A 24,424-nucleotide genomic window follows, 5' to 3' on the forward strand; every position below is an offset into this window, starting at 1 on the left:
TTGCATTTGCAACATTTGCCGCTGACGACAGGCCATGATATCGAATAGTTTTTGATAGCGACAGAATGAAAATTTCACACAAGTTAATCAGCCTTGCCCTTTGCGGTCTCAGTGCGGCAGCGCAAGCACAAATCTGGACTGACCTGCCAAGCATAGACCAGAACGCCGATGTCATCACCCAGCGTGCTGACAGCCCAATATACAGCCGCATGGCGACCGACAAAAACTACCGCCAGTTTGCCTATGCCGCCATCAATATCCGCGGCGAACAGCTAGGTTACAAGCTGGTACTGGAATCACGCGACGCATTGTTCAGGGATAAAAAATTACGCAAAGTCTATGAAGCCAGGGCAGGCAAGTATTTTGTCTCTTACTGGGTAAAGGAATACCCAAACCAACGCACGATGCCCTTCAAACGCAATGTTGAGATCTTGCTGGTTGTCGTCGATACCGTGCCTGCGAATAAAGATAATCCCGAATTCAAGGCGGTTGCCAGCAAGTTGCCCTATGTGACTTATCAGATACGCTGGCAGCAATTCAATGGTAATCAGGTGGTAGGTATCAAAGGGGATGACACAGGTTCAGCAGTCAAATGGAATTGCAAAACCAAGGAAGGCAAAGAAATGCCGACCATGATACAAACCATGATTATCCACAAACCCAACTTCAAGAATGAAGAAGAGTGGTATCGCACCGCGTATTACATCACCGATACCGGCGAACTAAAAGACAATGGTGCAGGCAGAAGAAACATCTGCACCGAGCGCAGTGTAGGCCCCGATGATGAAGTGTCGAAGTGGGTGCGCTTTTTTGGCGGCGTATGAACCAGAAATTAACTTTGGCATCCAACAGCTTTTGACGGGGTGATGCTTTTTACAAACAGCATCGCCCCTTTCCAGCTTAACCCTGAATTACTTCACAGGTACATCCTTCAGGCTTAATGCCAGTTCAGCTATCCTGTCCTTGCGCATGAAAACTACACCGGGATGTTGTAACGCATATTGCAAGAATTCTCCCAGGATTTTTACACGACCCGGGGTACCGCCTATGCGGTCATGCACGGAAAGCGACATCATGCGCCGTCTGTATCCAGACTCGATATACAACTGATCAAACTCATCACGCAATTCCTGCCCAAAGGCCTGTGCTGTCAACGGCCCCTCAGCCCCGAAACGGGCAATATCATTATTGCGCAAGGTGTAGGGAACTATCGCAAAGGCCTTGTCATTGACTATGGTCGTCATCGGTTCATCGGCACTGAGATCATCGATATGATAAGTGAAACCCAGTGACTGTAATATCCCCAGGGTGCGTGGCGTGCCACGTAACCAGAAAGCATTAAAACCGACAGGCCGTGTGCCTGTTGCTTTTTCTATCGCTGTGATATTGGCGATATACGATGCGCGCTCGTCAGCCTCAGTCATGGTCCAGTGTGGTGTCCAGCTGTGACCATGCGCTGCCGCTTCATGGCCGCGTTGAACGATCTCGCGGGCAAGTGCTGGTCTTTGCAATACCGCCTGCCCCACCATATGCGAAGTCACGGGTATCTTGAATTTGTCCCACAGATCCAGCATGCGCGGTATGCCTTCGCGTGCACCATATTCAAACCAGGTACGTGCCGGCAAATCTGGCAGGCTGGTGTCTGACATGGCAGGAAAAGGGGAACCGTTCTGGTGTTCTGATTGCGCACCGGCTTCAAACTGCATGGAAACAGAGACAACCATGCGTATGCCATCTGGCCAAAATTGCCCATCGGGCAGATTGATTTTGTTTGTCATTGTAAACTCTCTCTCTTAATTTTTGATGATGCCCAGTTGCTGCAACAAAGTCAGGTTATCTTCCAGATGCCAGTTCTCTGCGATGCGGCCATCGACGACGCGGTAAATATCGGTTGCAATGAAATCAACCTTGCGACCATTCCCTTGCCGCCCATGAAAAATGCCACTGAAGTGACCGGTAAAATGCAGACGGCCTACAACACGGTCACCCACCAGCAACATCTCTTCCACATCCAACTTCAGGTCAGGTACGGCTGTGCGGAAATTTTTTGAGGCAAACAAGGCGCCCTGAGGGCCTTGTGGCCGACCCGCAGGCAAATTCCTGTCCATGAAATTATCTGCCAGTGCCGCTTGTGCAAACTGCGCGTCACCGGTATTCCAGAAAGCATAGTAACGCCGCGCCGCCAGTGCCATGCTTTGTTGCTGCACTGCCGGAATGGACTTGTCGGCAACGATGTTACGCGGTACTGGCAAGTCGTCTTGTGCATCAGTTGCGCTTGCATAAGTATTAATGCTTAATAATAAACCCAGACTTGCTAAAAATTTGGCATGCATGATATTTCCTTTCATTGCTGGCTGACTAAGTTGTAAAGCGAAATTCGCCTGAACACTACTGTGCTACCATTTCAAATGATTGAAAATGGGCTTCATAATTAAAGCATCTATTCCAATTTAGAAAAGATAAGGTATTTGCGCATGATAGAACTGGCGGATATGCAGCTGTTTGTCCAGGCTGTGCTGAGTGGTAGCCTGTCTGCGGCAGGACGTGAGTTGGGTTTTTCGCCAGCCGTAGGCAGCAAGCGCATGAGCCGGCTGGAAGCTGCCCTGGGCACACGCCTGCTGCAACGCAGCTCGCGCCGCCTGAGCCTGACGGAAGAAGGGGCACTGTATTTCGAACGTTGCCAGGCCATCTTGCTGGATGTCGCCAATGCAGAAGCTGAACTGGGACAAGGCCATGCAGCACCGCGCGGTATGCTCCGCGTATCGTCGCCAGTTGCCCTGGGCCGGCATTACATAGGCCCGGCGCTGGCAAGATTTGCCAGTCAGTATCCAGAACTGCAAGTACAGCTTTCGCTCAGCGACCAGTTGATTGATCTGCTTGCATCCGGTTTCGATTGCGCCATCAGGATCGGCGCGAACAATGATTCACGCCTGGTCGCCCGCACGCTGGCCGCCAACCGCCGCGTCATTTGTGCAGCTCCCGCGTATATCGCCAGACACGGCAAACCAGAAACGCCAACCGATTTATTGCAGCACAGTTGCATACTCATGCATTCATCTAGCGCCATGCATGCAGACTGGCATTTTCATTCGCTCTCATCACAAGAAGAGCAAACTATCAGAGTACACGGCAACTGGCTCACCGATAATGGCGAACAGGCCCACGACTGGGCGATAGCAGGCCTGGGTCTGGTCAGGCGCTCTGTATGGGATGTGACAACAGCATTGGCAAGCGGCCAGTTGATAGAAGTTTTAGCAGACTGGCCAGATGTCAGCGCACCGATACAAGTCATGTATCCATCGCGCCGCTATCTACCGCTGCGCACACGTTTGTTCATCGACTTGCTGGTAGCAGAATTTTCTGCTGCAGAGAACAAAATACTACGGAGGAATAAATGAATATATCCACCACATTATTTTTTGGCACACTTTTGATGTGCGCTCATGCATGCATGGCTGCAAATACTGCGCACGCCATGGTTGTTATCAATGAAGAGGATGTCAAACGGGATGAGCCGCCACCGCACGGTGCGATAGGCATATCAACCGCTTACCGCATCAGTGATGCAGCACCAGCACCGCGCTGTATGGAATTCAGAAAACGCATTCTGCATCCCAAGGCAGAGATAGGTTTGCACCCAATTGCTCATGACGAAATTTATGACGTCCTGTCTGGTGAAGGTACAGTTACTTCTGACGGCAAGACAGCAGCTTTAAAAGCTGGCATGGCCGCTTACTTATATAAGGGTGCCGTTGTGGGTATAAAACAAACGGGCACTGAAGCCCTGAGCATTATTGTCAGCTACCCAAATTAACCGCCCAAATCAATCACCCAGATCAATCACTCCAGACAAGGTCAAGCCTTGCGGTGTGACATACATTGCCAGCACCCAGGCCCTTGATGCATCCGCCGAAAACTGATTCAACTTGGCAGTGATAAATTCTATCGATGACTTGTCCAGTGCCGCAAAGGGATCATCAAGCAAACTGACTGTCGCTCCCGCAGCAAAAGCCGCAGCAAGCCAGACCTTGCGCTTGCTACCTGTCGATAACATGAACATCTGCTTGCTGATATGCGGTGTCAAGCCGAGACCTGCTATGGCTTGTGCCAATATGGCATCATCAAAACCGGGATATGCCTTGCGCACTGTAGCGAAATATTCCGGCACCGGCATTTGATCAAATGCATCCGTACGCGGGTCTACCCAGAATACCTGTCTGCAGTATGCATCAGGCTGCGTCCGCAAAGATATATCCTCAATCTGCAATTGCCCGCTTTGTGCACGCAATTCACCTGCCAGCAATTGCAACAAACTGGTCTTGCCACGGCCATCCCCCCCCAGCACCAGCGTCATGCCTGCTGGTATGTCATAAGACCAGTTGGTGAATAAGGACCGGCCGGGATAATGGAACGTCAACTCAGTGGATTGCAGGATAGTTTTTTTCTGGTTACTCGTGGTTGTCATTGCGCAGGCACTATTTGTTTGGTGATGACGCATAGTATAAGCGGTCATCAGGCAAAGACACTATGCACATGGAGACTCGTATAACATTTACTCTTTGACGAGGTAACCCCTTATGATCCAGCTGAGTGCGGCGTTACCACCGTTTGGTGGGACATAGCTACTCCAGAACATGCCATAACCACCAGGAACACGTATGCCAGCAGCCAGCAACTGGGTTTTCATTGGATAGCCTGTGCTGGCCTCTAAAGGAATCCGTGCCAGAGTAACAATGCCAGAACTCGCTTGCCCGGGCGGGCTCAGATACAAGGTGGCCGTGCCAGCCAGAGTCAGTGGGTTCTGTATCGTTTCTATCTCCAGTATCACCAATGAATAGCCGTTAGGGACAGAATATGAACTGGTTGTTCCGGGTGGCAATTGACCACCTTGCCACACACTCCATTGTGCAATACCGCCGCCATAAAAAGATTTGTTGCCGTTGATGGCGATCATGCGGGCGGCGGGTACGCCAAGATGTGTCAGTTCCTGCGCCTGTAAAGTCGGACTGGAAAGAAGATAAAGGGTGCTTGCCAATAACAGGCATTTAAGTTTGTTCAACATTGGAGTGTCCAGAGAGATGAATAGATGAATGAGTGACGTGAGCAGTCGAGTACTTCGCATGGTCACAGAGTTCATGCACTGCAGTAAGTGCCCCTTGTCACAAGAATGTATGACTGATGTCATATCCTGATTTTCATTTGCCTTATGCATTGCAATCTCTGTCTTGCATTGGGTAAAGCGTGCTAGACTTTTTTGAGCTGATATCCATCCACTGAATCTCTTTGCACCCGGTCGTGGTGATTATGAATACACTATTCTCCCTCTCCAAAACTGCAATCTGCAGTTTTGGCAGCTTTTGCAATCTACTGCTCATGACTGGCGCGCTGTACGCCAATGTGGCGCATGCCGAGCCTGAAGTGACTGCATGCAAGCTCAAAGTTTTTTCCATTGATCCTGACTTTAAAGGCAGCAATATCCGCAACGGCCCGGGGTCTGAACACAAGGTGCTGGCCACCATCAAAGACAGTGACTCACAAATGGAAATCACCGGCTCTGCCGGAAAATGGTTGCGTGTTCACCAGGTCAGCGGCGTGGGTGGCGAGATTTATTTCAAAGGTGAAGGCTGGGTATTCGCGCCCTTGACAGGTATCAATGCGCGGATAAGCGTCAGCCTGCGCGCTGGCCCGTTTGCACAAAGTGCCATGACCGGAAAAATCCCTGCCGATGCAGGCGCCTCAGTACAAAGCTGCAATGGTGAATGGCTGGAGATACAATATAAAAACACGAAGGGATGGATGCAGCCTGGTTCATATTGCGGCAACCCGGTGACAACCTGTTCATAAAATGAGCGCAAGGTAAAAGCCCCCTGCTTGCAGCGACCATTGCAAGCAGGGGGCTTTTTTACATTTTCAATTTCAGCTATTACTGAACAACCAACTAATCAAAATTCAAACGCACCAATGTCTATCATGCCATCCTGCTTGCGCAATATCACGGCACCAGGTTGTGCCACTGGCAGCAAACTGGATGTCAGGTTACCCAGTCCATTGCCCGCGTTGATCAGGGGTGAGCCAACTGCCGGGCGATAATCATGCTGTGCCGCATTCGCCAACACAGGATTATTATTGGCACCAAGATTGGTGTTCCAGCCGTTCACCACCGCACCTGTCAGATGCCCTACCCAATACTGTGCAGCATTTGGCGAGACCCAGTTGTTTGTCATATTGACGGTGCCTTTGCCTAGTGCCATTGCCTGTACTTTGCCTGGCGAGCCCGGAGTGACTGGCAGTGCATAAAACAGATTATTCCTGACATCGGCAACAGCATTGGGCATGCCCAGATTAAACATCAGTGTCTCTGGATAAATGCCATGGGTTGCATCACCTCTCACCACCATCGTATTATTGTAGAAGAACAAGGTGCCCTGACGATAATTTGCAGTCAGTCCGCTATCACCACCATAATTGACCAGGTTGGTGCTATTACTGCCTGGCGTCACATCAAACAGATTGCCATAAACGTAGGTAGAAGCATAGGCAGGTTCACCGTAGATGAGCGCATTGCCGCCGGTAGAATCCATCAAATGCAATTGCAATCCGCAGCTGGATGCAAAGGTGTTGTAGCGAACAATCAATCCAGATGAGCGGTCTTTTAAACAATCGCCAAAAGCACCCGGGCGCACATCACCAAAATAGTTGTACTGGAAGATGATGTCGCGCGCTTCCGTATAGCTATTGTGCTCGGAGTAGCCGTTAGTTACATTGGCGATAGGTGCATTGCCGTTGTTGTAAAAGGTATTAGCTTCGATCAGCACATCTTGTGACAACTCAACCAGCGTACCATTTTTTGAATTAATGAACAGGCCGTTACCGCAATTGTGCATGACATTATTTTTCACTACCAGATGTGCTGCGGCTTCAACAAACAGGCAAGTACCAAAGGCAGCATAGCTATCTGTTTTCTTGCCTTGTGCATCAGAAAATGAATTGCCATACACAGAGTTACGGATATCCAGATTCTCAATACCGATATAACCCACTGGCCCGTTATTATAGTTGTAACCAGCCTGAGGCCCTACCATCACCAAACCCAATTTGTACAGCGCACGCGTAGTGCTGGCATTGTCATGATATTGCAGGGTACGGGCAGCCTGTCCGGGCAATGTCTCCAGTTGTGTTGCCAGCTTGCCTTGGGCATCTGGCGCACCATCAATGATAGGCCGCACACCCGTCACAGGATCAGGCATGCCGATCACACGCATGAATTTATTTGGTGCAGTTGGCGTCAGATTGGCACCCGCTGAAATCAAGATCATTTCATGGTAAGGCAGGTTGTTTGGCTTGGCATAAATCCTGACTGTGTCGCAGCCTTTCAACTGGCTCCAGGGTAACTGGCCCAATGCGGTATAAGTCTTGCCCACGCCTACATCATAATAATTGATGGCAGCACAGCCAGACTGATCAGCATTCATGGTCGGCGTAGTCGCCCTGGTGATGGTGGATGAACCAGAAACAGGAGGGGTGCCGGTGCTGGCGGCCGTAATCACAAATACCCGTGAACGGGTATAAGTCACACCCGCCACGGTGGCGCTGGCCGCGATGGTGGCGCTGCCTGAAGGCGCATTGGCTGGCACCGCCAGCAAATAATTGCCTAATGTATTAGCGACCGCAACTTTGCTGACTGTAATCAGCGCAGGATTACTGCTGCTGACCGTGATAGCTACTGATGGGTCTGTCGTACCGGTCTCACTTATAAATTCGATGAGCGCATATTCCATAGAACCAGCATTGCGCGCATTGCTGGCTTCAAAACCCACGGTCTTGGACGAGAAACCTATACGCGCAGGAGTAGTAACCGCGTTTGCGGTCTGTGCGGATAGCGAGATCATGGTGACTGAAGTGACAGCCAGATAAAAGCCAAAGGCCAGTGCCCGGCCCAGTTTTTGAATTGGTTTTTGAAGTAGTTTTTGATGCAGTTTCATACTATTCCTCCTGACGAAGCGACATGAACACATGAGAAGTGCACCCTGCCGCAATAAAATGAAGATACGAATTTAAAATCTGGCAAGCATCATCACAGGCCTGGATTTGTCAAGTAAGTGTCATCCGTCAGTTTTTTATATGACATTAAGCATATTGAGTTCTGGCCCGGTCTGTGAAAGACTCTATCTGGCAAGCGCAGTTGCCCTGAGAAGGTTGTCTTGCAGATTTGCTCAAGAAATATACGAAAGAAAACATTATTTTTAACTTATAGTTCCCCAGTAACTCCCTTGTATCTATTCACTAGACCAAGGCTTGTATCTATCGCTAACCACAGGCCAGGTGCACACTTGCCAGGCTTTCATTCAAACCATATCAAGCAACCAAGAAAGAGACATATCATGATCAAACCGACCCGTCTGACACTGACTCGCCTGCTGCAAGCGCTGGTAATTACGTCTGTCGTCGCCACTGGCAGCGCTGGTGCTGCCGACCCGGGTGCTGCCAGCGAAAAAGACCCGCTGCGCGCCACCCTGCTGGAAAGCAAAGAGAAAAACAAGGGTGTTACCGTGCATGCGAGTGGCACCAATGTTGCCATGGTCGTTACTGCGCTGGATGAAAAATACGTCATAGGACGCAATCAACAAGCCAGCCGCATCGTCATCCGTCTGGACCGTATTGACGGCGTCTCTGCGGCATTCTGATCCATCTTGCCAGGATCAGGCATCGTCACGCACTACTCTATCAATAAGGAGAACACGATGTCTGACTGGGCATTTTGGGTAACATGTCTCGCTATCCTGGGCCTGGCCTATGGCTGGAGACATAAAACGCATAAGCAACACAAGCCGCGCAATCAGGCAGAACCAACCATGCTGCTTATACGTATAGACAGGGACAGCGTACATGCAGGCGATGACACTGTGTCGCATGCAGAAAATATTGCCGTTCCTGCCAACACCAGCCTGGCCGCCTTGCTCGAAAAAATCCGCATGGCGAAATTTCTGCCCTCCATCAGCGGTGACAAGGCGACCTGGGTCATAGAATCCTCAGGAAGCCAGATCAGGGCGATAGGTGTGCTGGCCCAGCAGTGGCAGGAACCGCGCGTCACGATAGATGCGTCGGTAGGAGTTGCGCAGCACTTTGCAGGGCAGCAACCAAACCTGTTCTTTCGCTACTGCTGCCAGATCGATCCTGATACTGTGTACACGCAATTGCAGGTTTCACCTACCAATGAAAACACACTTGCCCAGACGCTTGATTTCATTGGTTTCAGCAGTCTGGCAAGGTACTCGAATTATCTGCGTAGTTTATTGAACCCGGATTCAGGCAGATGTTAAGGCAGCTCAAAAAATATCCACCCTGGGTCATCCTCATGGGTATCATCTCTTTCCTGTTCGGTTGCGGTAATGAATCCGCCTACTACAAAAAGAAGGGCAAATGGCATTACGACGGTGTGGTCATTGACAGCCAGCATGAGCTCATCAACTTCACGCCCATAGACGACTATTTTGCGAAAGATGTACGTTATGCTTATTACCGTGGCACGCCTATTTTTAACGGCAACGATGCCAGCGACAGTGCCAGTTTCCAGGTACTGAGTAAATACTATGCCAAGGACAAGTCCATGGTATTTTTTTGCGATACCGAGCGCGACAGCAAAGAATACTGGAGTATCAAACGCACGGTCATCAAAAAGATACGGGATGCGGACCCAGCCAGCTTCCGCATGATGAGCGATGGCTATCTTGCCAGGGATCAATCGCATCTGTTCAGGCAAGACAAGATCGTACCGGTGCGGGATATTGACAGCTTCGTTCTACTGGATCACTTCTTCGCCAGAGATAAATTACGTGGCTATTACCGTGAAAGTGAAATTGCAGGCAGTGACGGGCTGACCTTCACGCCCATAGATGCACACTATGCCAAAGACCGCACAAAAATTTATTATGTCGACGGCTTTACCGTAGGTGGAAGTCTCAAAGGCGTCAGCTACGATAGCTTCAAAGTGATAGAACAAGGCTATGCCCTTGATGGCAATAAGGCCTATTACCGTGGCGATGTCATCAGCAAAGAAGATGCTGCCTCATTGCAGTATCTGGCGATGGGATATGCAAAAACCTCGCGTCAGGTATTCTATTACGGGAAATTGATCAAAGGTGCAGATGCTGCCAGTTTTGCCATGCTTGAACGTTTTGACGGCAAGATCGATGCGACAGATAAAAACGGGCAATACCATATTGGCGAACGTATCAAAGCGCCATCATAATAACGCACACTAGCTTTTTGCAGCGCTGGCCATGCCATGCTGCATGACTGTCGCCATATTATCGAACAACCCTTCCCAGGCGCTGCGATGCGCTGCAGTAAACCCGGCACCGCCGCGGGTCGCCAGAGTATCAATCAAAATATTGCGCATCACACCAAAATAAGCTTGCTGCACCTGATAGTGATGGTGGCGCACACCGGACGCACGTAACAGTAAAAGCAGATGTTCAGGCTGATGCACCAGCGCCACGGTTTCTTCCAGCGTGTGAGTCAGGCGTCCCTGCTGCTCAGTCATGTCTCCAGCAAACAATTCGATCACCGCAGGCGCAGCAGCAAACAGGTTACGGTAAAAATCAACCGCCAGGTCACCAGGCGCAGCAGTTGCCGCAGCCCAGCCCGATGTGATCAGCCCGGCAATATCATCTTGAATAGTCATCAACCATTGCTCAGCCGCAGCGAGCTGTGCCTTATTGGGTGCGCGGGAAGAAGGGCCTGATTTTGCAGGTTTTTCTGCTGGTGCTTTAGTCATTAGTAAATTCTGGCGTTGTTGGATAAATAGTCTGCGGACTTTGACCGGATTCGCCAGCTAGTATATCCCTTATCCTCACAGATGTAGAAGAAACCAGCGCTTTGGCACAGGCCAATACATACTTCAGTATGCACGGTCAGAAGTACGATTTGATACGCAAGCCCATACCGGATATGTTATAAGTATCGCTGGCAATATTGCAGCACGATTTCATCAGACTCCATTGCCGCCCCTCCCTTAGTACATCAGTGTGCAGCCTGGTAAATTCCTGCAAAAATGAGGATTTTTTGTGACAAAGAACAAGTATCAAATATTGGCAGATGAACTGGCTAATGCGATATTAAGCAAAAAATTAGCGGTCAACGCGCGCCTGCCTTCAGTACGTGAACTCATGCAGCAGCACCAGCTCAGTCTCGCCACTGTGACTAATGCCCTGCACACACTGGAAGAAAAAGGCCTGGTTGAGCCGCGTGGCAAGGCAGGCTACTTTGTTAAGCCGCCTGCGAAACAAGATACAGCTATCGCCGCACCCCATACCCAGGCAGATTTGCAAAACATGTCTGCCAATGTGTTGAAATGGGGGCCGGCGGAAGACCTGTTTCCTGAGCAACGCTGGCAAAGCCTGCTGGGCAGCGTGATACGCCGTCATCCTTTCCTGTCTACCCGCCACGCACAGGCCTATGGTCACCCACGCCTGCGTGCCGAGTTGGCCAAGCGCAGTGCAGAGAATGGCTGCTTCCTCAAGGAAGATGAATTGATCGTGACACAGGGCGCGACAGAAGCTCTGCTGCTGGCCTTGCGTGCAACCAGTGAGGCTGGCAGCAAGGTATTGGTGCAGGCACCGGTCAGCGTCCTGTATAGCCGCCTGCTGGAAACCTTCACCCTGACACCGGTGACCGTGCACAGCAGTGTTGATGCACCAGAATTTCTGGCTGAGGTACAGGCGATACTGGAAGGTGAAGATCCACCCAAGGTTTTTTTACTGGTCGCCAATTACCATTTTCCTACTGGCGCGTTGATGCCTTTGCCAGTCAAGCGCAATCTCTTGAGGCTGGCAGAAAAGCATGGCGTCACCATCATAGAAGATGATGTCTATGGCGACCTGCAACACGATGGCGCACGGCCACTGACCCTGAAATCCTTTGATCTCAAAGGCAATGTCATCTACGTCAATTCTTGCTCCAAAACTTTGGCACCCGGCTTGCGCATAGGTTGGCTGGCCGCGGGTAGCTGGCGTGAACGTATTGAATATTTGAAAAGCGCATCTGCCAGCAGCGTCAATGAATTATCACAGCTTGTCCTGGCAGAGTTCCTGGCGCAGGGCAGCCATGTGCCGCACTTGCGCAAATACCGTCAGCAATTAAAAACACGCACTGGTGAATATTTATCCATACTACGGCTGGTGTTGGGCAATACCGTTAAACTTGCGGATATGCCAGGCGGCTACAGCTACTGGTTACCCCTTCCAAACAAGGTCAGTGCAGAAGAAATACAGACACAAATCCGCGCCAACTGGCCCTTGCTGGACGAAGCAGATACTCCGCAGATTGCACTGGTCTCGAATGGTGTTTGTGTGAATACGTCCATTCCGCTGACTGATCCGCTGCGCCAGTCATTGACTGCATTCTGTTTTTACCTGCGTGGTTTCTATTAGCGCTTTTCCATAAGATGACGCACAAAAAAACGGGGCAATCCCCGTTTTTTTATTTTGTATCTACCGACAAAAGCAGTGCTTGTATCTATCTGCAAAATCCCCTCTCCAACATACTTCGTCCCATGCTGAGGCATGATCAGCCTCTACTGAACAATCCTTGAGCACGCCGTACTTTCTGAAAATTTCTTGTATTCATGCGGAAAGCACAGCCTTGTATCTAACAATGCATCTGCCCTTAGCCAATACTTGGCAGGTCATCATTCATCGCTTATGAAAAGAAATTGTATGCAAGTTACGCAAAGACTCATTTATAAAAAACATACACCACATGCCAATTGTGCAGCGCCCGTTTGCAGTGGCAAAGAATATACGCGCCACGCTAAAGATGACAGCAAGAATACCGCGGCACTCATGGAAGAAATATCGCGCCTGAAGCGCTTTATTTCTGATCTAGAAATTGAAAACCGTACCGACATATTGACAGGCTTGTTGAACCGCCGTGGTTTTATCGCTGAGTTAAATACGGCATGGGATAGATGGGTACGTTATGCAGTACCAACCACGCTGATCGTGCTGGACATGAATCGCTTTAAACAGATCAATGACAATTATGGACATGAGGCTGGTGACAAGGCATTGAAACTGGTTGCTGTGTATCTGCAAAACAATTTGCGATCCACTGACATACTGGGACGACTTGGTGGTGATGAGTTTGCCGTAATTTTGCCGCATACCAATGCCCAGGAAACGCAAACCATCATCAATAAATTATTGCAGGCCACACCTGTATTACAAATGAATTTTTCACAGGAACAGGTAGCCATTCCCCTGGAATTTGCGCTTGGTTTTGCTGAAGTGAATACATCCCAGGGCCCACCCAAGGCCTGGCTGCAAGCTGCTGACTTGCAGATGTACCAAAGCAAGGCTGCCACGGCAGACTAGGCTAGGTTCCAGCAAATCCAACAATCATTTCAACCGGAGAAAAAAATGAATCAACACACCATCACACTCGTACAAGACTCGTGGAAACAAGTCGCCACTATCGCCCCGCAGGCAGCCGCCCTGTTTTATCAAAACCTGTTTATAGCGGATCCATCACTCCAGCCCATGTTCCGCGGTGACATGACAGAGCAAGGTAAAAAACTCATGCAGATGATCGGTGCTGCAGTTAGCAAGCTCAATGACCTGGATAATCTGGTACCAGTACTGCAAGGCCTGGCCGTGCGCCATGACGGCTACGGCGTCAAAGAATCGCATTATCAAACAGTCGGCGCTGCATTGCTTAAAACACTGGGGCAGGGCCTGGGCGATCGCTTCACCAGCGAAACCAGGGATGCATGGGCCACCGTCTATGGCGTGATGTCCAATGTCATGATCACTGCCTCACGCGCGATAGTAGCAGCCTGAGCCATGTATTTTTTGCGTGCGCTTTAAAAGGAATGCCAAAGTGAACTTAGCGTTTAAGAAAACCGACAACTTTAGCCCTGCTTCAGCAATGCCTTTGCCGGAGAAAGAGAATGAGATGAGCAATACAAATGTCAGCACTGACAAGCGTAAAACATCATCCCTTTTCTGGCTGATCCTCCCTGCCTTCTTTTTATTGAAATACACCCGAGTTGTCCCGCAAACGGGCGAGCTGCTGTTGGTCATCGCCACACTGGCTGGCTTTATCATCTTGTTTGAATACAGCTTGCAGGTGAATGGCAATCGCCTGCTGGCCTGCATCATCGCTGCCGCCATGACAGGTATTTTGTGGGCACCTTATAATGCCGGTGCTGCCGCATTTGTCATGGTCGGTGTTGGCATGTGCCAGCGCCTGGAGAATACCCGCGCTGCCTGCACTGCCTTGTCGATAGTGTGTGCAATTTTGCTGATGGCAAATGCCGCCCTGGAGTTACCGTTTGATTTTCTGTTGCCAGCGCTGCTGTTTTGCATCCCGGTTGGCCTGGTCAGTATCCTGCTCGAAAAGAATAGCCAAACTGACGTTCAATTATTCATGAAGCATGAAGAGATAGCCAATAAGGCCCGGCTTGCTGAACGCGAAAGAATTTCCCGCGATATCCATGATGTGCTGGGCCATACCTTGTCCGTCATCGTCTTGAAGGCCGACCTGGCGCGCAAACTGATCAACAATGATTTGGGTGCATGCGCCCATGAATTGATCGACATAGAACACAGCGCGCGTAACATCTTGAGAGAAGTACGTACAACAGTGCATAACTGTCGCACAAATAGTGTGAATGCGGAATTAAATGCAGCAAAAAAAAACTTGCAGGCAGCCGGTGTCAACATGACGGCCCTGATAGAACAATGCAGCATCCCGCCATCATTGGAAAATGTCATCGCACTTGCCTTGCGCGAAGCCGTCACCAATATTATCCGTCACGCCGGGGCAAGCAAATGCAAGATCACCCTGTCGTCGGACGCAAAAAATATCAGGTTCACTATCGCAGATGACGGCACCGTCCAGGCAAACAGAGCAATCAGGAAAGGCTGTGGCCTGAGCGGCATGACAGAACGCATACACGCCTTGAAGGGCAGCATCAATCTCCATCAGGCAAATGGCCTGAGCATAGTAATTTCACTACCTGTCAAAGGTGCGGCATGATACGCATCGTGATTGCGGAAGACCATGCGCTGGTATCTGGCGCGCTTGCCGCGTTGCTGCGCTTTGAGCCTGACATGCAAGTCATCTCCCTCGCAAAAAACGGTCAGCAAGCGCTGGAAGCCTGTCAGCAAGAATACCCTGACATAGTATTGACGGATATAGAAATGCCCATCATGACAGGGTTGGAGCTGGCCGCGAGCATTGCAGAGCAAAGGCTGCCATGTAAAGTCATCATGCTGACGACCTTCGCCCGCGCAGGCTATTTGCGCCGTGCCACCGCCAGCGGTGTGCGCGGCTATTTGCTTAAAGACTCGCCCTCAGACAGCCTGGCAGCAGCAATACGCACCGTGCAGTCAGGTGGCCGCGTGATTGCGCCTGAACTCGCCATGGAAGGTTGGAACGGCCCGCACGACCCCTTGTCAGAACGCGAACGCCAGGTCCTGCGCCTGGCAGGCTCAGGTGCTGGCAATGCCGACATCGCCAGGAAAATCCATTTATCTGAAGGCACAGTACGTAATTACCTGTCAGATGCCATCGGCAAACTGCATGTCAGGAACCGCGGTGAGGCTTACAGAATAGCCAGTGACGCAGGCTGGCTGTAACAAGCTACATAACAAACTGAAGCTATTTAAACGGTGCAGTACTATCACCCGCAAGCAGCATTTGCGGCACCTGGGTGAAAGAGGTAAACACACCCGTGCCACTTGGCCTGTCCAGCACGAAAACCATGTCGTAACGCGATCCAGGCCATGGCTGTGTCGGCAAATTCGAGAAGTTGGCCGTGCCTGTCTTTTTGAGCAATTCGTTCAGCACCGAGTCCTGACCTGGCCCCTGCCAGATGTCCTCATGCTGCCAGGAGATGAGCACCGTACCGGATTGCGCGAGCACACTGGCTACCATGCCATCACTGTGTTGATAGTGATCTTTGTCGAAAGATGTATTCGGCGTCAGGTTCAACCTGGCAGCCAGTGCAGTGATAGTCTGATACGGCCTCTGGCTAGGCTCCTTGCCACCAGCAGTCGCGGGATTGGACGCGTAAATGAAATTGGGTACAGCCAGTTCTGCATTCTGGAATTGTCCATTGGTGGGATTGAACAAACTGACGATACCACCTGCTCTTTCCCAGCCCAGCGTAATCAAAGACTCGTTATCGCTGGCCCCCAGCAAATTAACGCCACCATAAACACTTGCTCCATAAGTGCCAGGCTTTTCTGCATGGCGGATGATCATGATCTTGGTCGGTCCCATATTCTCTTCCTTTTTTTGATGGATGCAGGAGGTAACAGAATTCTCGTCAACTCATTGCCAGTCAACTTGCCAGTAAAACACCAGAACTGCTATACCAGACTATATCGGCAAGTGCCTTTGTTGACCAGAGTGCAATGACAAAATCACACAGCAGCACATCCATGGCAAGATTTGCACCCAAAAACTGCTTGCATCCTTGCATATGAAGTATATATAATTCATATATGTTTCATATATAAAGGTGCCACATGGGCATAGTCAACATCGACGACGATCTGCACGACCAGTTACGCAAGGCAAGCGCGGTAGCTTGTCGCTCCATCAATGCGCAAGCCGCTTTCTGGATCAAGATAGGCATGTTGTGCGAAATGAATCCTACCTTGAGTTTTAACGAAATCGTCGTGCGCGAGCTACGCGCCGCCGGGGTGGATGAGGCGCAGTCTTTCAGGGCGGCAGTAGCATGACCAAGCGCCCTGAAGAAATCGCCCTGATGGCAGAGTCGGGCAAATTGCTGGCCAGCGTGTTTTCCCACCTCGACACCTTGAACCTGGCCGGCATGTCCACCATGCAGGTGAATGACCTGGTCGACAGCTACATCGTCAATGAACTCAAGGCGCGCCCGGCCAGCAAGGGGCAATACGGCTATGCCTATGCCCTGAACTCTTCACGCAACAATGCTGTTTGCCATGGCGTGCCCTCTCCAGCAGAAATCCTGCATGATGGCGACATCGTCAATTTTGACATCACCCTCGAAAAAAATGGCTACATCGCCGACTCCAGCAAGACCTATCTCGTTGGCGAAGTGACATCATCAGCCAAGCGGCTCGTGCAAGTAACTTATGAAGCCATGTGGAAAGGCATTAAAGCCGTGCGCCCCGGTGCCAGGCTGGGAGACATAGGCCATGTCATAGAACGGCACGCCAGACGCAGCGGTTATTCCGTTGTCAGGGAATATTGCGGCCATGGCATAGGCCGTGAAATGCACGAACCACCGCAGGTACTGCACTGGGGCAAACCCCGCACCGGCATGATATTAAAAGAAGGCATGGTCTTCACCATAGAACCCATGATCAACCAGGGCCACCACGCCGTACGCACAGAAGATGATGGCTGGACAGTCGTCACCATGGACGGCAAATTATCCGCCCAGTTTGAGCATACGGTCGCCGTTACAAAAACCGGTGTACAGGTATTAACCTTGCGGCCTGGAGAAAGAGCTTTGTGCTAATCTGACACTTCGTGTCCAGTCAGCTATCTTGCACCACTTAAGCCCCCTTGCCCACTTGCATTGCCATATGCGCCGCCCGACATATTGTCGCTGAGTTATTCATCAACTACTCAGTGACATCTGGTTTGCATCACTATCGGACTTGCTAAATAACAGTCACCAATTGTTCAGGGAAATTGTTGGCTCAAGCGAGCATGTGGATACAATCCGTCTTTAGGTAAAACGAATATGGATTTCGATGAGATTTTCAAAAGTCATCGACTAGTCTTCAATCACGGCTAGGCCATTACGCATTTTTTCCTTGAGACCATCAATCATCTGCTGAAGCACTTCCGGCGCATGCCCCGTCCAGTCATTCACCTTGCCCACTATTTTCAGAGGCTGACGAGTCCGGTAGGATTGCGTAATGTTACCGGGAAAACGTTTATTGGTCAGGTTAGGGTCATCTTCAAAGGTGCCAGTGGGTTCAACAATGTAGATGTAACCACGACCTTCTGCGCCAGTAAGTGAGGTGGATAATTCCGCACCCCAGATTGCAGGCTCTAAAAGCGCCGTGAAATACACGTTGTTTGAAACCCGCCCTTCTTCGAAGTTGGAGACGAAACCTGGCACTAACAGCTGACCTATTTCGAGATCATATTTGGTACCGTGATAAAACGGTCCTTTCACATTGCCACAGTTTTCATGGGTAACTGCCTGCCACGCTGAATCACTCATGTGTATATTTCCTTAAATTACGTTTTTGCTCAGGCGCCAGGTGTTGGTCAACATTGGATTGGTAATGCAGGCGGCATGCTCAGGCGTGCACCAGATTCCACGAAAACCATTGCTCTACCATAGCCAGTCTGGCATATGAGTAAAACGGTCTCGCCCTTATTGATGAAAAGCGCCCTCATCTTCAGCTGGATGCCGCCTTGCTACGCGCCACATGCAATTTCTTATAGCTGTCGATCAGGCGCTGGTGTCTTTCCAGCCCTTCCAGTTTCATGCTGGTTGGTGTCAGACCATAGAAGCGCACGCTGCCATCGACTGAACCCAATACCGCATCCATACGTTCATTGCCAAACATACGGCGGAAGTTGACGACATAATCATCCAGTTCCAGCTCATCATCCAGCGTCACTTCCAGCACCACATTCAAGGCCTGGTAAAACAAGCCGCGATCAACCGTATTGTCGTTGTATTGCAAGAAGGTTTCGACCAGCTCTTTTGCTTCTTCAAAGTCCTGTAAGGCGAGATTGATCAGCAGCTTCAATTCAACGACCGTGAGCTGGCCCCAGATCGTGTTCTCGTCAAACTCTATGCCTATCAGGGTGGCGATGTCGCTGTATTCGTCCAGCTCATTATTCTCCAGACGTTCCAGCAAGTCTTCCATTTGTTCATCATCCAGCGTATGCAGATTCAGGATATCAGCACGGAACAGCAGGGCCTTGTTGGTGTTATCCCAGATCAGGTCTTCCACCGGATACACTTCAGAATAACCTGGCACCAGAATACGGCAGGCAGTCGCACCCAGGTGATCATACACGGCCATGTAGGCTTCCTTGCCCAACTCCTTGAGTATGCCAAACAAGGTCGCGGCTTCATCCGTATTCGAGTTTTCGCCCTGACCTGAGAAATCCCATTCAACAAATTCGTAATCAGCCTTGGCACTAAAAAAGCGCCAGGACACCACACCGCTTGAATCAATGAAGTGCTCAACAAAATTATTTGGCTCAGTCACCGCATTGCTGACAAAGGTAGGCTGAGGCAAATCATTAAGGCCTTCAAAACTGCGGCCTTGCAGCAATTCTGTCAGGCTACGTTCCAACGCCACCTCCAGGCTGGGGTGCGCGCCGAAAGAGGCAAACACACCACCCGTGCGCGGATTCATCAGAGTCACGCACATGACAGGATATTGACCACCCAGCGATGCATCCTTCACCAGCACCGGGAAGCCCTGCTCTTCCAGCCCCTGTATGCCCGCCACAATGCCAGGATATTTCGCCAGCACTTCTTGCGGCACATCCGGCAAAGCGATTTCACCTTCCAGAATTTCACGTTTGACGGCGCGTTCAAAAATTTCAGACAGACACTGCACCTGCGCTTCAGCCAGGGTATTACCGGCACTCATGCCATTGCTGGCGTACAGGTTTTCGATGAGATTGGAAGGGAAATAAACGACCTGGCCATCTGACTGACGCACATAAGGCAGCGAGCAAATGCCACGCTCTGCATTGCCGGAATTAGTATCGATCAGATGCGAGCCGCGCAGCTCGCCATCGGGGTTGTAAATCTCCCGGCTATACTCATCCAGTATGTCCTTGGGCAAAGCGTCCCTCTTGCCTGGCTTGAACCAGCGCTCTTCCGGGTAATGCACAAAGGCCGCATTGGCGATGTCTTCACCCCAGAACGAACCCGCATAAAAATGGTTGCAACTCAGGCGCTCGATATACTCACCCAGAGCCGATGCCAGCGCGCTTTCCTTGGTCGCGCCCTTGCCATTGGTAAAACACATGGGCGAATGCGCATCGCGTATATGCAGCGACCACACATTAGGAATAATATTGCGCCAAGAAGCAATCTCTATCTTGATACCCAGCCCCGCCAGCAAGCCAGACATATTCGCAATAGTCTGCTCCAGCGGCAAATCCTTGCCAAGGATATAGGTAGCAGCATCCGTAGTGGGATTCAAGCTCAGCAAAGCCTGTGCATCCGCATCCAGGTTCTCGACCTCTTCAATCACAAACTCCGGCCCCGCCTGCACCACTTTTTTGACCGTGCAACGGTCGATGGAACGCAGGATACCTTCACGGTCTTTGGCAGAAATATCCGCAGGCAACTCCACCTGTATCTTGAAAATCTGCGCGTAACGGTTTTCAGGGTCAACAATATTATTCTGCGACAGCCGTATATTTTCAGTAGGGATATTGCGCGTATTGCAATACAACTTCACAAAATAAGCCGCACACAAGGCCGACGAAGCCAAAAAGTAGTCAAAAGGACCAGGCGCAGAACCATCCCCCTTATAACGGATAGGCTGATCAGCCACCACCGTAAAATCATCGAACTTGGCTTCAAGACGAAGCTTATCGAGAAAGTTAACCTTAATTTCCATGGGGGAGTTCCAGAATAGTGTACGAAAACGTGTAGGCGGTATTATCCGTGTTTTTCTTGGATGGCGGGGAAGGCTTGTTGAACAACCTAATAATTGGCGCTGAATTTGGCCCGTTTTACTAGACAATTTTCTGCGATATAGGTCGGTGCTGTTTGCTGGCACGCATACAGGTGAAATTGATACATTAAATAAAGATTAACGATTTCGTCTGTTTTTTACTCTAATCTTGTTACTACAATACGACTAACGCACTAGTACCATAAAATAAAAGTCAAGGGATAGATATGACAAAAGATATTTTTCAAAGGCTTAAAAAGTATTACGCAGATATAGGGGTTGGGCTTAAAGCTGACGCGGAGAAGGCGTCCATATTCCCAAACACTTCGGACATAGGCGTCACTCGTGAAATGGCATATGTGCGTTTTCTAGAGAATCATGCGCCACAAAAATGTAACGTTCGATTAGGAGGATTTCTTTTTGATGAAAACGGAAATGAATCCAAGCAACTAGACATTTTGATTACAACAGATACAACTCCGAAATTTGATGTAAATGATGGATCCGGGAAAAGCTTCTCTCCGGTAGAAGGAACTTTGGCTGTTATCTCAGTTAAATCAACACTTGATAAAAAACAACTTCACGATGCACTTGAAGGATTGGCCTCAATTCCACTGACAAAACCACTCGGCGAAAGAGTGCATCAATTATTTATACTTCGAAAGTATGACGATTGGCCATTCAAGGTGATTTATGCGTCGGATGCTATCAGGTCTGACACACTCACTTGCCATTTAAACGAGTACTACGAGAATAATGGCCATATACCGGTTGGCAGAAGAGTGAATCTTATTCATGTTATAGGGAAATATTACATCTTGCGGGCAGGATTGGGACAACTACTTCATGATAAAGCAACAGGCACATCTGTAGCAGTACCTGAAGGAACATACATTCGGATTGACGATGCAGACAATTCTGATGTCCAAGCAATGACCCACACGTTAGACGAAATTCAAAATAATGCTAATGCATCCACACATATATTATTCTCTTATAAAGCCATCTACGAAAAAATCAGAAGACTTTAAGTGACCAAATACACCATTCATTATTTAACGGAATTTCATTAGGTGAGCAATGAAATTCAAGCATGTGAAGTATGCTTAACCTAAGATGTCAGTTCTTAGCCGTAGCTTCCTTCCGTATTTGAATCAACTTCTTCGCAGATTCGGCCCTCTTTTTATGCTGTGTTTTGACCGCTTCTTCATAGGTGAAAGCTTGATGTGGAATTTTTAATTGCTCCTTTATTAATCGCAGCACAATAAATGTCTTCTCTTCCACTTGTTGAGAAGCAGTGATACCTATTTCAAAAAGACTTAATGCAGAGTGATATGCCTCAACTTCCGCTTTATACAGCGTGTCAGTAAGTTCATCTAATCGCTTTATAATAAAATCGCACTCCCATTGATGGGCTGACTGAACACTCTCTGTCGGAATTGTTCCGGACCTAAAGAGCGATAGGCGATGCTCATTCAGATTGTCGAGAGCTTTTGAAGCTTCAGTATGCGACTCTTTTAAGTTGGCGACCTTTAAGTTAATATTATCCAGTCCTCGACGCATTGCCACCAATTCAGAACCATATGTCTCTAATTCTGTTACTAGAGCCCTCGCTGCTAGCAACAGATTTGGTTCAGCAACTACGTACATTTTCCCTATCACTCCGGCCTGCTCACTGTACTTGGAAAGCACAGCCTGCACTTCTAAACTCGGATTTACCACCGCTTGCAACAACGCCATTGAATTGGAAATATATTCAGCAAATCCTAAAAATATTTCTTTTTTAATCGCATGCTCTTGCTCTTCCTTCTTGTGTTTACGAGCAAAATAGCTATTTAGGACGATACCTATAATCGTTACGGATGAAGCAATAAGCGCGCAAATTACCGGCACATATATCATCCACGCAGAAGTTACGACTGGTACAGAAGCAGCAGAATTAGTCATATCAAAATCATTTTATTGAGGTGTATTTCTTTCGTTCAGTACGAAGTTCACGCGCTTTTTTTAGCTTCTCAATTATCTCCAATGGTACCAATACCGGCTTTGAATCGTCAAAAATCCATTCAAAGTATGTCATTATTACCCCCACCAATTCGTACATCAGAAAATGAAACGATTTCGTATCAATGGAAAATTGAGGTCCGAAAAAATATGAATAATAAGAGCTAATTTCGCGGTCACCCACGGCAACCTTAGCGGGTGCATTCAGTTCAAAATGCTTGCTGCCGTTGGCAATGTTCTTCATGACATCTTTGATTTCTCTGAATTCCGAAGTTGCTTTTTGAATTTTCTCAAGCGAATGCTTAGGTTTATCTTTGCTCACGCCTTGTAACCAATCGTAGTATAGATGCCATGCCGTAACAAAAAAATTGAATGCTTCAAATTCTTCTTGGCGATATTCCTCAGCATTCTCTCGCCGCCGTCGCAACAGCAATTGAGCATCATATTTTAATTTCTCATATAAATCGTAGGGAGACTTGAGACCAAATTTTGCGATGTTAGACATGGAATTTTTTCTCCAGTAGGGATTGTTCTTAACCGAACTCGGCTGGTAACTATTAGGATGGCATCTTACCTATCTATAAAATACGTGATTTTTATGCCCTGAAGTACGACAGATTTAATTAAGTTTTACGAATACAAGTAGCGGATTTTCAAACGATAGTCCGTGTCGTATAAGATACGATTACGGTAATCCTCTAAGAATCAAGGTGAGTCTGCCCATTCAAACCCCTTCTACCATCCAGTATTAACCCCATCCTGCGAACGGTATTGCCTGAAATATTTTTCCAGGTGACTCACAAATGCCAGCACCTTGGCAGACAGGTTGTTCTTCATGGGATACACAGCGTGAATGTCTGCATTGGGTAGCTTCCAGTCGCTTAGCACTTCGCGCAGCCGGCCAGATTGCAGGTAGGGTGCGACGTTCCAGTCTGAGCGCAGCAAGATGCCCTGGCCCTGCAAGGCCCAGCTGACTGCTGATTCGCCGTCGTTGGTTGATACCGTGCCGCGTACTTTTACCGTTGCCTGCGAATTTGCGTTGTGCAGATGCCAGGTGCCGTAAGTCTCATCACTTTCGCGAATGACGATGCAGCGGTGGCGTTGCAGGTCAGTTGGTGTCAGCGGTGTGCCGTGGCGTTCAAGGTAGATGGGGGATGCGCACAAGAGGCGGCGGTTGCTGGCGATTTTTTTTGAGGTGACCCTGGCGTCAGGGACTTCACCAAATCGTATGCAGACATCAAAGCCATCGTCGGACAGGTTGACGGGTCTGTCCGTCAGTTGCATCTGCACTTCCACATCCGGATAGTTTTCTACAAAGCCTGCGATGGCGGGGGCAATGAATTGTCTGCCAAACCCAAAGCTGGCGTTCACACGCAGCAGGCCTTTGGGGACAGCCTTGCTGCTGGACAGGCGTTGCTCCAACTCTTCCAGTGCGGCCAGGATTTTTTGGCCCTCAGCCAGGTATAGCTCGCCTTCTGGCGTGACAACGGCCCGTCTGGTGGTGCGGTTCAGCAGGCGTATGCTGAGGCGCGCTTCCAGATTGGCGAGCCGCCTGCTCACGGCGGCAGTGGATACGCCAAGCTCCTGCGCGGCCCCTGAGAGCGTGCCAGCTTTCACTACTTCGGTGAAGAAAGCGACATCAGATACTGAGCTCATTTTTGCGTTTAAGTTAAAAACAGTTTGATTTTCAAGTCATTGTAAATCAATTCGCAATAAATTAACTTGTCTTCCATAGGGAATTGAGCCAAATT

At 49.4% G+C, this 24,424-nt stretch carries 27 protein-coding genes; 15 read left to right on the forward strand and 12 right to left on the reverse strand.

Going from position 1 to position 24,424, the window contains the following annotated elements:
• Positions 1 to 65 precede the first annotated feature (65 nt).
• Positions 66 to 824, forward strand: a complete 759-nt coding sequence (locus tag ACO0LG_RS03835) for a hypothetical protein (RefSeq protein ID WP_423023501.1) — start codon at positions 66 to 68, stop codon at positions 822 to 824.
• Positions 825 to 911: 87 nt separating this feature from the next.
• On the opposite strand, the gene ACO0LG_RS03840 is transcribed toward ACO0LG_RS03835, so the two are convergent.
• Together ACO0LG_RS03840 and ACO0LG_RS03845 are read right to left on the reverse strand one after the other, a co-directional pair.
• The gene (locus tag ACO0LG_RS03840; RefSeq protein WP_423023503.1) at positions 912 to 1,778 is read right to left on the reverse strand and encodes a polysaccharide deacetylase family protein; all 867 of its coding nucleotides are present in this window, start codon (positions 1,776 to 1,778) and stop codon (positions 912 to 914) included.
• 15 nt (positions 1,779 to 1,793) lie between these two features.
• Positions 1,794 to 2,333 carry an ester cyclase gene (locus ACO0LG_RS03845; RefSeq protein ID WP_423023505.1) on the reverse strand — a complete coding sequence of 180 codons (540 nt, stop codon included), beginning with the start codon at positions 2,331 to 2,333 and terminating at the stop codon, positions 1,794 to 1,796.
• Between the two features lie 141 nt (positions 2,334 to 2,474).
• On the opposite strand from ACO0LG_RS03845, the gene ACO0LG_RS03850 reads away from it, so the two are divergent.
• The gene (locus tag ACO0LG_RS03850) at positions 2,475 to 3,398 is read left to right on the forward strand and encodes a LysR family transcriptional regulator (RefSeq protein ID WP_423023507.1); all 924 of its coding nucleotides are present in this window, start codon (positions 2,475 to 2,477) and stop codon (positions 3,396 to 3,398) included.
• A 77-nt stretch (positions 3,399 to 3,475) separates the two neighbouring features.
• Positions 3,476 to 3,814, forward strand: a complete 339-nt coding sequence (locus tag ACO0LG_RS03855; protein WP_423023509.1) for a cupin domain-containing protein — start codon at positions 3,476 to 3,478, stop codon at positions 3,812 to 3,814.
• A gap of 9 nt (positions 3,815 to 3,823) precedes the next feature.
• On the opposite strand, the gene ACO0LG_RS03860 is transcribed toward ACO0LG_RS03855, so the two are convergent.
• Complete coding sequence (locus ACO0LG_RS03860; RefSeq protein WP_423023511.1) at positions 3,824 to 4,465, reverse strand: ABC transporter ATP-binding protein; 642 nt, start codon at positions 4,463 to 4,465, stop codon at positions 3,824 to 3,826.
• An 87-nt stretch (positions 4,466 to 4,552) separates the two neighbouring features.
• Positions 4,553 to 5,062, reverse strand: coding sequence for a hypothetical protein (locus ACO0LG_RS03865; RefSeq protein ID WP_423023513.1), 510 nt, complete (start codon positions 5,060 to 5,062; stop codon positions 4,553 to 4,555).
• A 242-nt stretch (positions 5,063 to 5,304) separates the two neighbouring features.
• Between ACO0LG_RS03865 and ACO0LG_RS03870 the strand changes: the two genes are divergently transcribed.
• Positions 5,305 to 5,844, forward strand: a complete 540-nt coding sequence (locus tag ACO0LG_RS03870) for an SH3 domain-containing protein (RefSeq protein ID WP_423023515.1) — start codon at positions 5,305 to 5,307, stop codon at positions 5,842 to 5,844.
• A 98-nt stretch (positions 5,845 to 5,942) separates the two neighbouring features.
• On the opposite strand, the gene ACO0LG_RS03875 is transcribed toward ACO0LG_RS03870, so the two are convergent.
• Positions 5,943 to 7,982 (reverse strand): hypothetical protein, encoded by a 2,040-nt coding sequence (locus ACO0LG_RS03875; protein WP_423023517.1) that lies wholly within the window; start codon positions 7,980 to 7,982, stop codon positions 5,943 to 5,945.
• A gap of 399 nt (positions 7,983 to 8,381) precedes the next feature.
• Here ACO0LG_RS03875 and ACO0LG_RS03880 point away from each other — a divergent pair, with 399 nt between their 5' ends.
• Genes ACO0LG_RS03880 through ACO0LG_RS03890 form a run of 3 tightly spaced genes read left to right on the forward strand, consistent with a single transcriptional unit; the run spans position 8,382 to position 10,249 of the window.
• The gene (locus ACO0LG_RS03880) at positions 8,382 to 8,684 is read left to right on the forward strand and encodes a hypothetical protein (protein ID WP_423023519.1); all 303 of its coding nucleotides are present in this window, start codon (positions 8,382 to 8,384) and stop codon (positions 8,682 to 8,684) included.
• A 57-nt stretch (positions 8,685 to 8,741) separates the two neighbouring features.
• Complete coding sequence (locus tag ACO0LG_RS03885; RefSeq protein WP_423023521.1) at positions 8,742 to 9,320, forward strand: hypothetical protein; 579 nt, start codon at positions 8,742 to 8,744, stop codon at positions 9,318 to 9,320.
• On the forward strand, positions 9,314 to 10,249 hold the full coding sequence (locus tag ACO0LG_RS03890) for a DKNYY domain-containing protein (RefSeq protein WP_423023523.1): 936 nt from the start codon (positions 9,314 to 9,316) through the stop codon (positions 10,247 to 10,249). Before ACO0LG_RS03885 ends, ACO0LG_RS03890 begins: the two co-directional genes overlap by 7 nt.
• A gap of 9 nt (positions 10,250 to 10,258) precedes the next feature.
• On the opposite strand, the gene ACO0LG_RS03895 is transcribed toward ACO0LG_RS03890, so the two are convergent.
• Entirely contained in the window at positions 10,259 to 10,777 is a 519-nt protein-coding gene (locus tag ACO0LG_RS03895; RefSeq protein ID WP_423023525.1) for a globin domain-containing protein, read from the reverse strand.
• A gap of 289 nt (positions 10,778 to 11,066) precedes the next feature.
• Here ACO0LG_RS03895 and ACO0LG_RS03900 point away from each other — a divergent pair, with 289 nt between their 5' ends.
• The 5 genes from ACO0LG_RS03900 to ACO0LG_RS03920 all read left to right on the forward strand — a co-directional run bounded on the left by ACO0LG_RS03900 (position 11,067) and on the right by ACO0LG_RS03920 (position 15,641).
• Positions 11,067 to 12,431: a PLP-dependent aminotransferase family protein gene (locus tag ACO0LG_RS03900; RefSeq protein WP_423023527.1), complete on the forward strand. Its 1,365-nt coding sequence runs from the start codon at positions 11,067 to 11,069 to the stop codon at positions 12,429 to 12,431.
• A gap of 285 nt (positions 12,432 to 12,716) precedes the next feature.
• The gene (locus tag ACO0LG_RS03905) at positions 12,717 to 13,373 is read left to right on the forward strand and encodes a GGDEF domain-containing protein (protein ID WP_423023529.1); all 657 of its coding nucleotides are present in this window, start codon (positions 12,717 to 12,719) and stop codon (positions 13,371 to 13,373) included.
• A 45-nt stretch (positions 13,374 to 13,418) separates the two neighbouring features.
• Positions 13,419 to 13,838 carry a globin family protein gene (locus ACO0LG_RS03910; RefSeq protein ID WP_423023531.1) on the forward strand — a complete coding sequence of 140 codons (420 nt, stop codon included), beginning with the start codon at positions 13,419 to 13,421 and terminating at the stop codon, positions 13,836 to 13,838.
• Positions 13,839 to 13,953: 115 nt separating this feature from the next.
• Positions 13,954 to 15,039 (forward strand): sensor histidine kinase, encoded by a 1,086-nt coding sequence (locus tag ACO0LG_RS03915; protein WP_423023533.1) that lies wholly within the window; start codon positions 13,954 to 13,956, stop codon positions 15,037 to 15,039.
• Positions 15,036 to 15,641, forward strand: coding sequence for a response regulator transcription factor (locus ACO0LG_RS03920; protein WP_423023535.1), 606 nt, complete (start codon positions 15,036 to 15,038; stop codon positions 15,639 to 15,641). The genes ACO0LG_RS03915 and ACO0LG_RS03920 overlap by 4 nt, the downstream gene beginning before the upstream one ends.
• Positions 15,642 to 15,663: 22 nt before the next feature.
• On the opposite strand, the gene ACO0LG_RS03925 is transcribed toward ACO0LG_RS03920, so the two are convergent.
• Complete coding sequence (locus tag ACO0LG_RS03925; RefSeq protein ID WP_423023537.1) at positions 15,664 to 16,287, reverse strand: hypothetical protein; 624 nt, start codon at positions 16,285 to 16,287, stop codon at positions 15,664 to 15,666.
• A 248-nt stretch (positions 16,288 to 16,535) separates the two neighbouring features.
• On the opposite strand from ACO0LG_RS03925, the gene ACO0LG_RS03930 reads away from it, so the two are divergent.
• Both ACO0LG_RS03930 and map read left to right on the forward strand, forming a co-directional pair.
• On the forward strand, positions 16,536 to 16,751 hold the full coding sequence (locus ACO0LG_RS03930; protein ID WP_423023539.1) for a ParD-like family protein: 216 nt from the start codon (positions 16,536 to 16,538) through the stop codon (positions 16,749 to 16,751).
• Positions 16,748 to 17,515, forward strand: a complete 768-nt coding sequence (gene map / locus ACO0LG_RS03935) for a type I methionyl aminopeptidase (RefSeq protein WP_423023541.1) — start codon at positions 16,748 to 16,750, stop codon at positions 17,513 to 17,515. Before ACO0LG_RS03930 ends, map begins: the two co-directional genes overlap by 4 nt.
• 261 nt (positions 17,516 to 17,776) lie before the next feature.
• On the opposite strand, the gene arr is transcribed toward map, so the two are convergent.
• Both arr and ACO0LG_RS03945 read right to left on the reverse strand, forming a co-directional pair.
• Complete coding sequence (arr, locus tag ACO0LG_RS03940) at positions 17,777 to 18,232, reverse strand: NAD(+)--rifampin ADP-ribosyltransferase (RefSeq protein ID WP_423023543.1); 456 nt, start codon at positions 18,230 to 18,232, stop codon at positions 17,777 to 17,779.
• Positions 18,233 to 18,413: 181 nt separating this feature from the next.
• Positions 18,414 to 20,612 carry an OsmC domain/YcaO domain-containing protein gene (locus tag ACO0LG_RS03945; protein ID WP_423023545.1) on the reverse strand — a complete coding sequence of 733 codons (2,199 nt, stop codon included), beginning with the start codon at positions 20,610 to 20,612 and terminating at the stop codon, positions 18,414 to 18,416.
• A 284-nt stretch (positions 20,613 to 20,896) separates the two neighbouring features.
• Here ACO0LG_RS03945 and ACO0LG_RS03950 point away from each other — a divergent pair, with 284 nt between their 5' ends.
• Complete coding sequence (locus tag ACO0LG_RS03950) at positions 20,897 to 21,700, forward strand: DUF6602 domain-containing protein (RefSeq protein ID WP_423023547.1); 804 nt, start codon at positions 20,897 to 20,899, stop codon at positions 21,698 to 21,700.
• An 88-nt stretch (positions 21,701 to 21,788) separates the two neighbouring features.
• On the opposite strand, the gene ACO0LG_RS03955 is transcribed toward ACO0LG_RS03950, so the two are convergent.
• The 3 genes from ACO0LG_RS03955 to ACO0LG_RS03965 all read right to left on the reverse strand — a co-directional run bounded on the left by ACO0LG_RS03955 (position 21,789) and on the right by ACO0LG_RS03965 (position 24,329).
• Positions 21,789 to 22,616, reverse strand: coding sequence for a hypothetical protein (locus tag ACO0LG_RS03955; protein ID WP_423023549.1), 828 nt, complete (start codon positions 22,614 to 22,616; stop codon positions 21,789 to 21,791).
• A gap of 7 nt (positions 22,617 to 22,623) precedes the next feature.
• Positions 22,624 to 23,178 carry a hypothetical protein gene (locus ACO0LG_RS03960; protein ID WP_423023551.1) on the reverse strand — a complete coding sequence of 185 codons (555 nt, stop codon included), beginning with the start codon at positions 23,176 to 23,178 and terminating at the stop codon, positions 22,624 to 22,626.
• A 230-nt stretch (positions 23,179 to 23,408) separates the two neighbouring features.
• Positions 23,409 to 24,329 (reverse strand): LysR substrate-binding domain-containing protein, encoded by a 921-nt coding sequence (locus tag ACO0LG_RS03965; protein WP_423023553.1) that lies wholly within the window; start codon positions 24,327 to 24,329, stop codon positions 23,409 to 23,411.
• Between the last annotated feature and the right edge of the window lie 95 nt (positions 24,330 to 24,424).

Source organism: Undibacterium sp. Ji42W, from assembly GCF_049340405.1.
In the GTDB taxonomy this organism is placed as follows: Bacteria; Pseudomonadota; Gammaproteobacteria; order Burkholderiales; family Burkholderiaceae_D; genus Undibacterium.

What these genes read in the sequence shown, in the direction of transcription:
- ACO0LG_RS03835 (WP_423023501.1), top strand. Translation starts at nt 66, where the DNA reads ATGAAAATTTCACACAAGTTAATCAGCCTTGCCCTTTGCGGTCTCAGT.
- ACO0LG_RS03840 (WP_423023503.1), bottom strand. Translation starts at nt 1,778, where the DNA reads ATGACAAACAAAATCAATCTGCCCGATGGGCAATTTTGGCCAGATGGC.
- ACO0LG_RS03845 (WP_423023505.1), bottom strand. Translation starts at nt 2,333, where the DNA reads ATGCATGCCAAATTTTTAGCAAGTCTGGGTTTATTATTAAGCATTAAT.
- ACO0LG_RS03850 (WP_423023507.1), top strand. Translation starts at nt 2,475, where the DNA reads ATGATAGAACTGGCGGATATGCAGCTGTTTGTCCAGGCTGTGCTGAGT.
- ACO0LG_RS03855 (WP_423023509.1), top strand. Translation starts at nt 3,476, where the DNA reads ATGGTTGTTATCAATGAAGAGGATGTCAAACGGGATGAGCCGCCACCG.
- ACO0LG_RS03860 (WP_423023511.1), bottom strand. Translation starts at nt 4,465, where the DNA reads ATGACAACCACGAGTAACCAGAAAAAAACTATCCTGCAATCCACTGAG.
- ACO0LG_RS03865 (WP_423023513.1), bottom strand. Translation starts at nt 5,062, where the DNA reads ATGTTGAACAAACTTAAATGCCTGTTATTGGCAAGCACCCTTTATCTT.
- ACO0LG_RS03870 (WP_423023515.1), top strand. Translation starts at nt 5,305, where the DNA reads ATGAATACACTATTCTCCCTCTCCAAAACTGCAATCTGCAGTTTTGGC.
- ACO0LG_RS03875 (WP_423023517.1), bottom strand. Translation starts at nt 7,982, where the DNA reads ATGAAACTGCATCAAAAACTACTTCAAAAACCAATTCAAAAACTGGGC.
- ACO0LG_RS03880 (WP_423023519.1), top strand. Translation starts at nt 8,382, where the DNA reads ATGATCAAACCGACCCGTCTGACACTGACTCGCCTGCTGCAAGCGCTG.
- ACO0LG_RS03885 (WP_423023521.1), top strand. Translation starts at nt 8,742, where the DNA reads ATGTCTGACTGGGCATTTTGGGTAACATGTCTCGCTATCCTGGGCCTG.
- ACO0LG_RS03890 (WP_423023523.1), top strand. Translation starts at nt 9,314, where the DNA reads ATGTTAAGGCAGCTCAAAAAATATCCACCCTGGGTCATCCTCATGGGT.
- ACO0LG_RS03895 (WP_423023525.1), bottom strand. Translation starts at nt 10,777, where the DNA reads ATGACTAAAGCACCAGCAGAAAAACCTGCAAAATCAGGCCCTTCTTCC.
- ACO0LG_RS03905 (WP_423023529.1), top strand. Translation starts at nt 12,717, where the DNA reads ATGCAAGTTACGCAAAGACTCATTTATAAAAAACATACACCACATGCC.
- ACO0LG_RS03910 (WP_423023531.1), top strand. Translation starts at nt 13,419, where the DNA reads ATGAATCAACACACCATCACACTCGTACAAGACTCGTGGAAACAAGTC.
- ACO0LG_RS03915 (WP_423023533.1), top strand. Translation starts at nt 13,954, where the DNA reads ATGAGCAATACAAATGTCAGCACTGACAAGCGTAAAACATCATCCCTT.
- ACO0LG_RS03920 (WP_423023535.1), top strand. Translation starts at nt 15,036, where the DNA reads ATGATACGCATCGTGATTGCGGAAGACCATGCGCTGGTATCTGGCGCG.
- ACO0LG_RS03925 (WP_423023537.1), bottom strand. Translation starts at nt 16,287, where the DNA reads ATGGGACCGACCAAGATCATGATCATCCGCCATGCAGAAAAGCCTGGC.
- ACO0LG_RS03930 (WP_423023539.1), top strand. Translation starts at nt 16,536, where the DNA reads ATGGGCATAGTCAACATCGACGACGATCTGCACGACCAGTTACGCAAG.
- map (WP_423023541.1), top strand. Translation starts at nt 16,748, where the DNA reads ATGACCAAGCGCCCTGAAGAAATCGCCCTGATGGCAGAGTCGGGCAAA.
- arr (WP_423023543.1), bottom strand. Translation starts at nt 18,232, where the DNA reads ATGAGTGATTCAGCGTGGCAGGCAGTTACCCATGAAAACTGTGGCAAT.
- ACO0LG_RS03945 (WP_423023545.1), bottom strand. Translation starts at nt 20,612, where the DNA reads ATGGAAATTAAGGTTAACTTTCTCGATAAGCTTCGTCTTGAAGCCAAG.
- ACO0LG_RS03950 (WP_423023547.1), top strand. Translation starts at nt 20,897, where the DNA reads ATGACAAAAGATATTTTTCAAAGGCTTAAAAAGTATTACGCAGATATA.
- ACO0LG_RS03955 (WP_423023549.1), bottom strand. Translation starts at nt 22,616, where the DNA reads ATGACTAATTCTGCTGCTTCTGTACCAGTCGTAACTTCTGCGTGGATG.
- ACO0LG_RS03960 (WP_423023551.1), bottom strand. Translation starts at nt 23,178, where the DNA reads ATGTCTAACATCGCAAAATTTGGTCTCAAGTCTCCCTACGATTTATAT.
- ACO0LG_RS03965 (WP_423023553.1), bottom strand. Translation starts at nt 24,329, where the DNA reads ATGAGCTCAGTATCTGATGTCGCTTTCTTCACCGAAGTAGTGAAAGCT.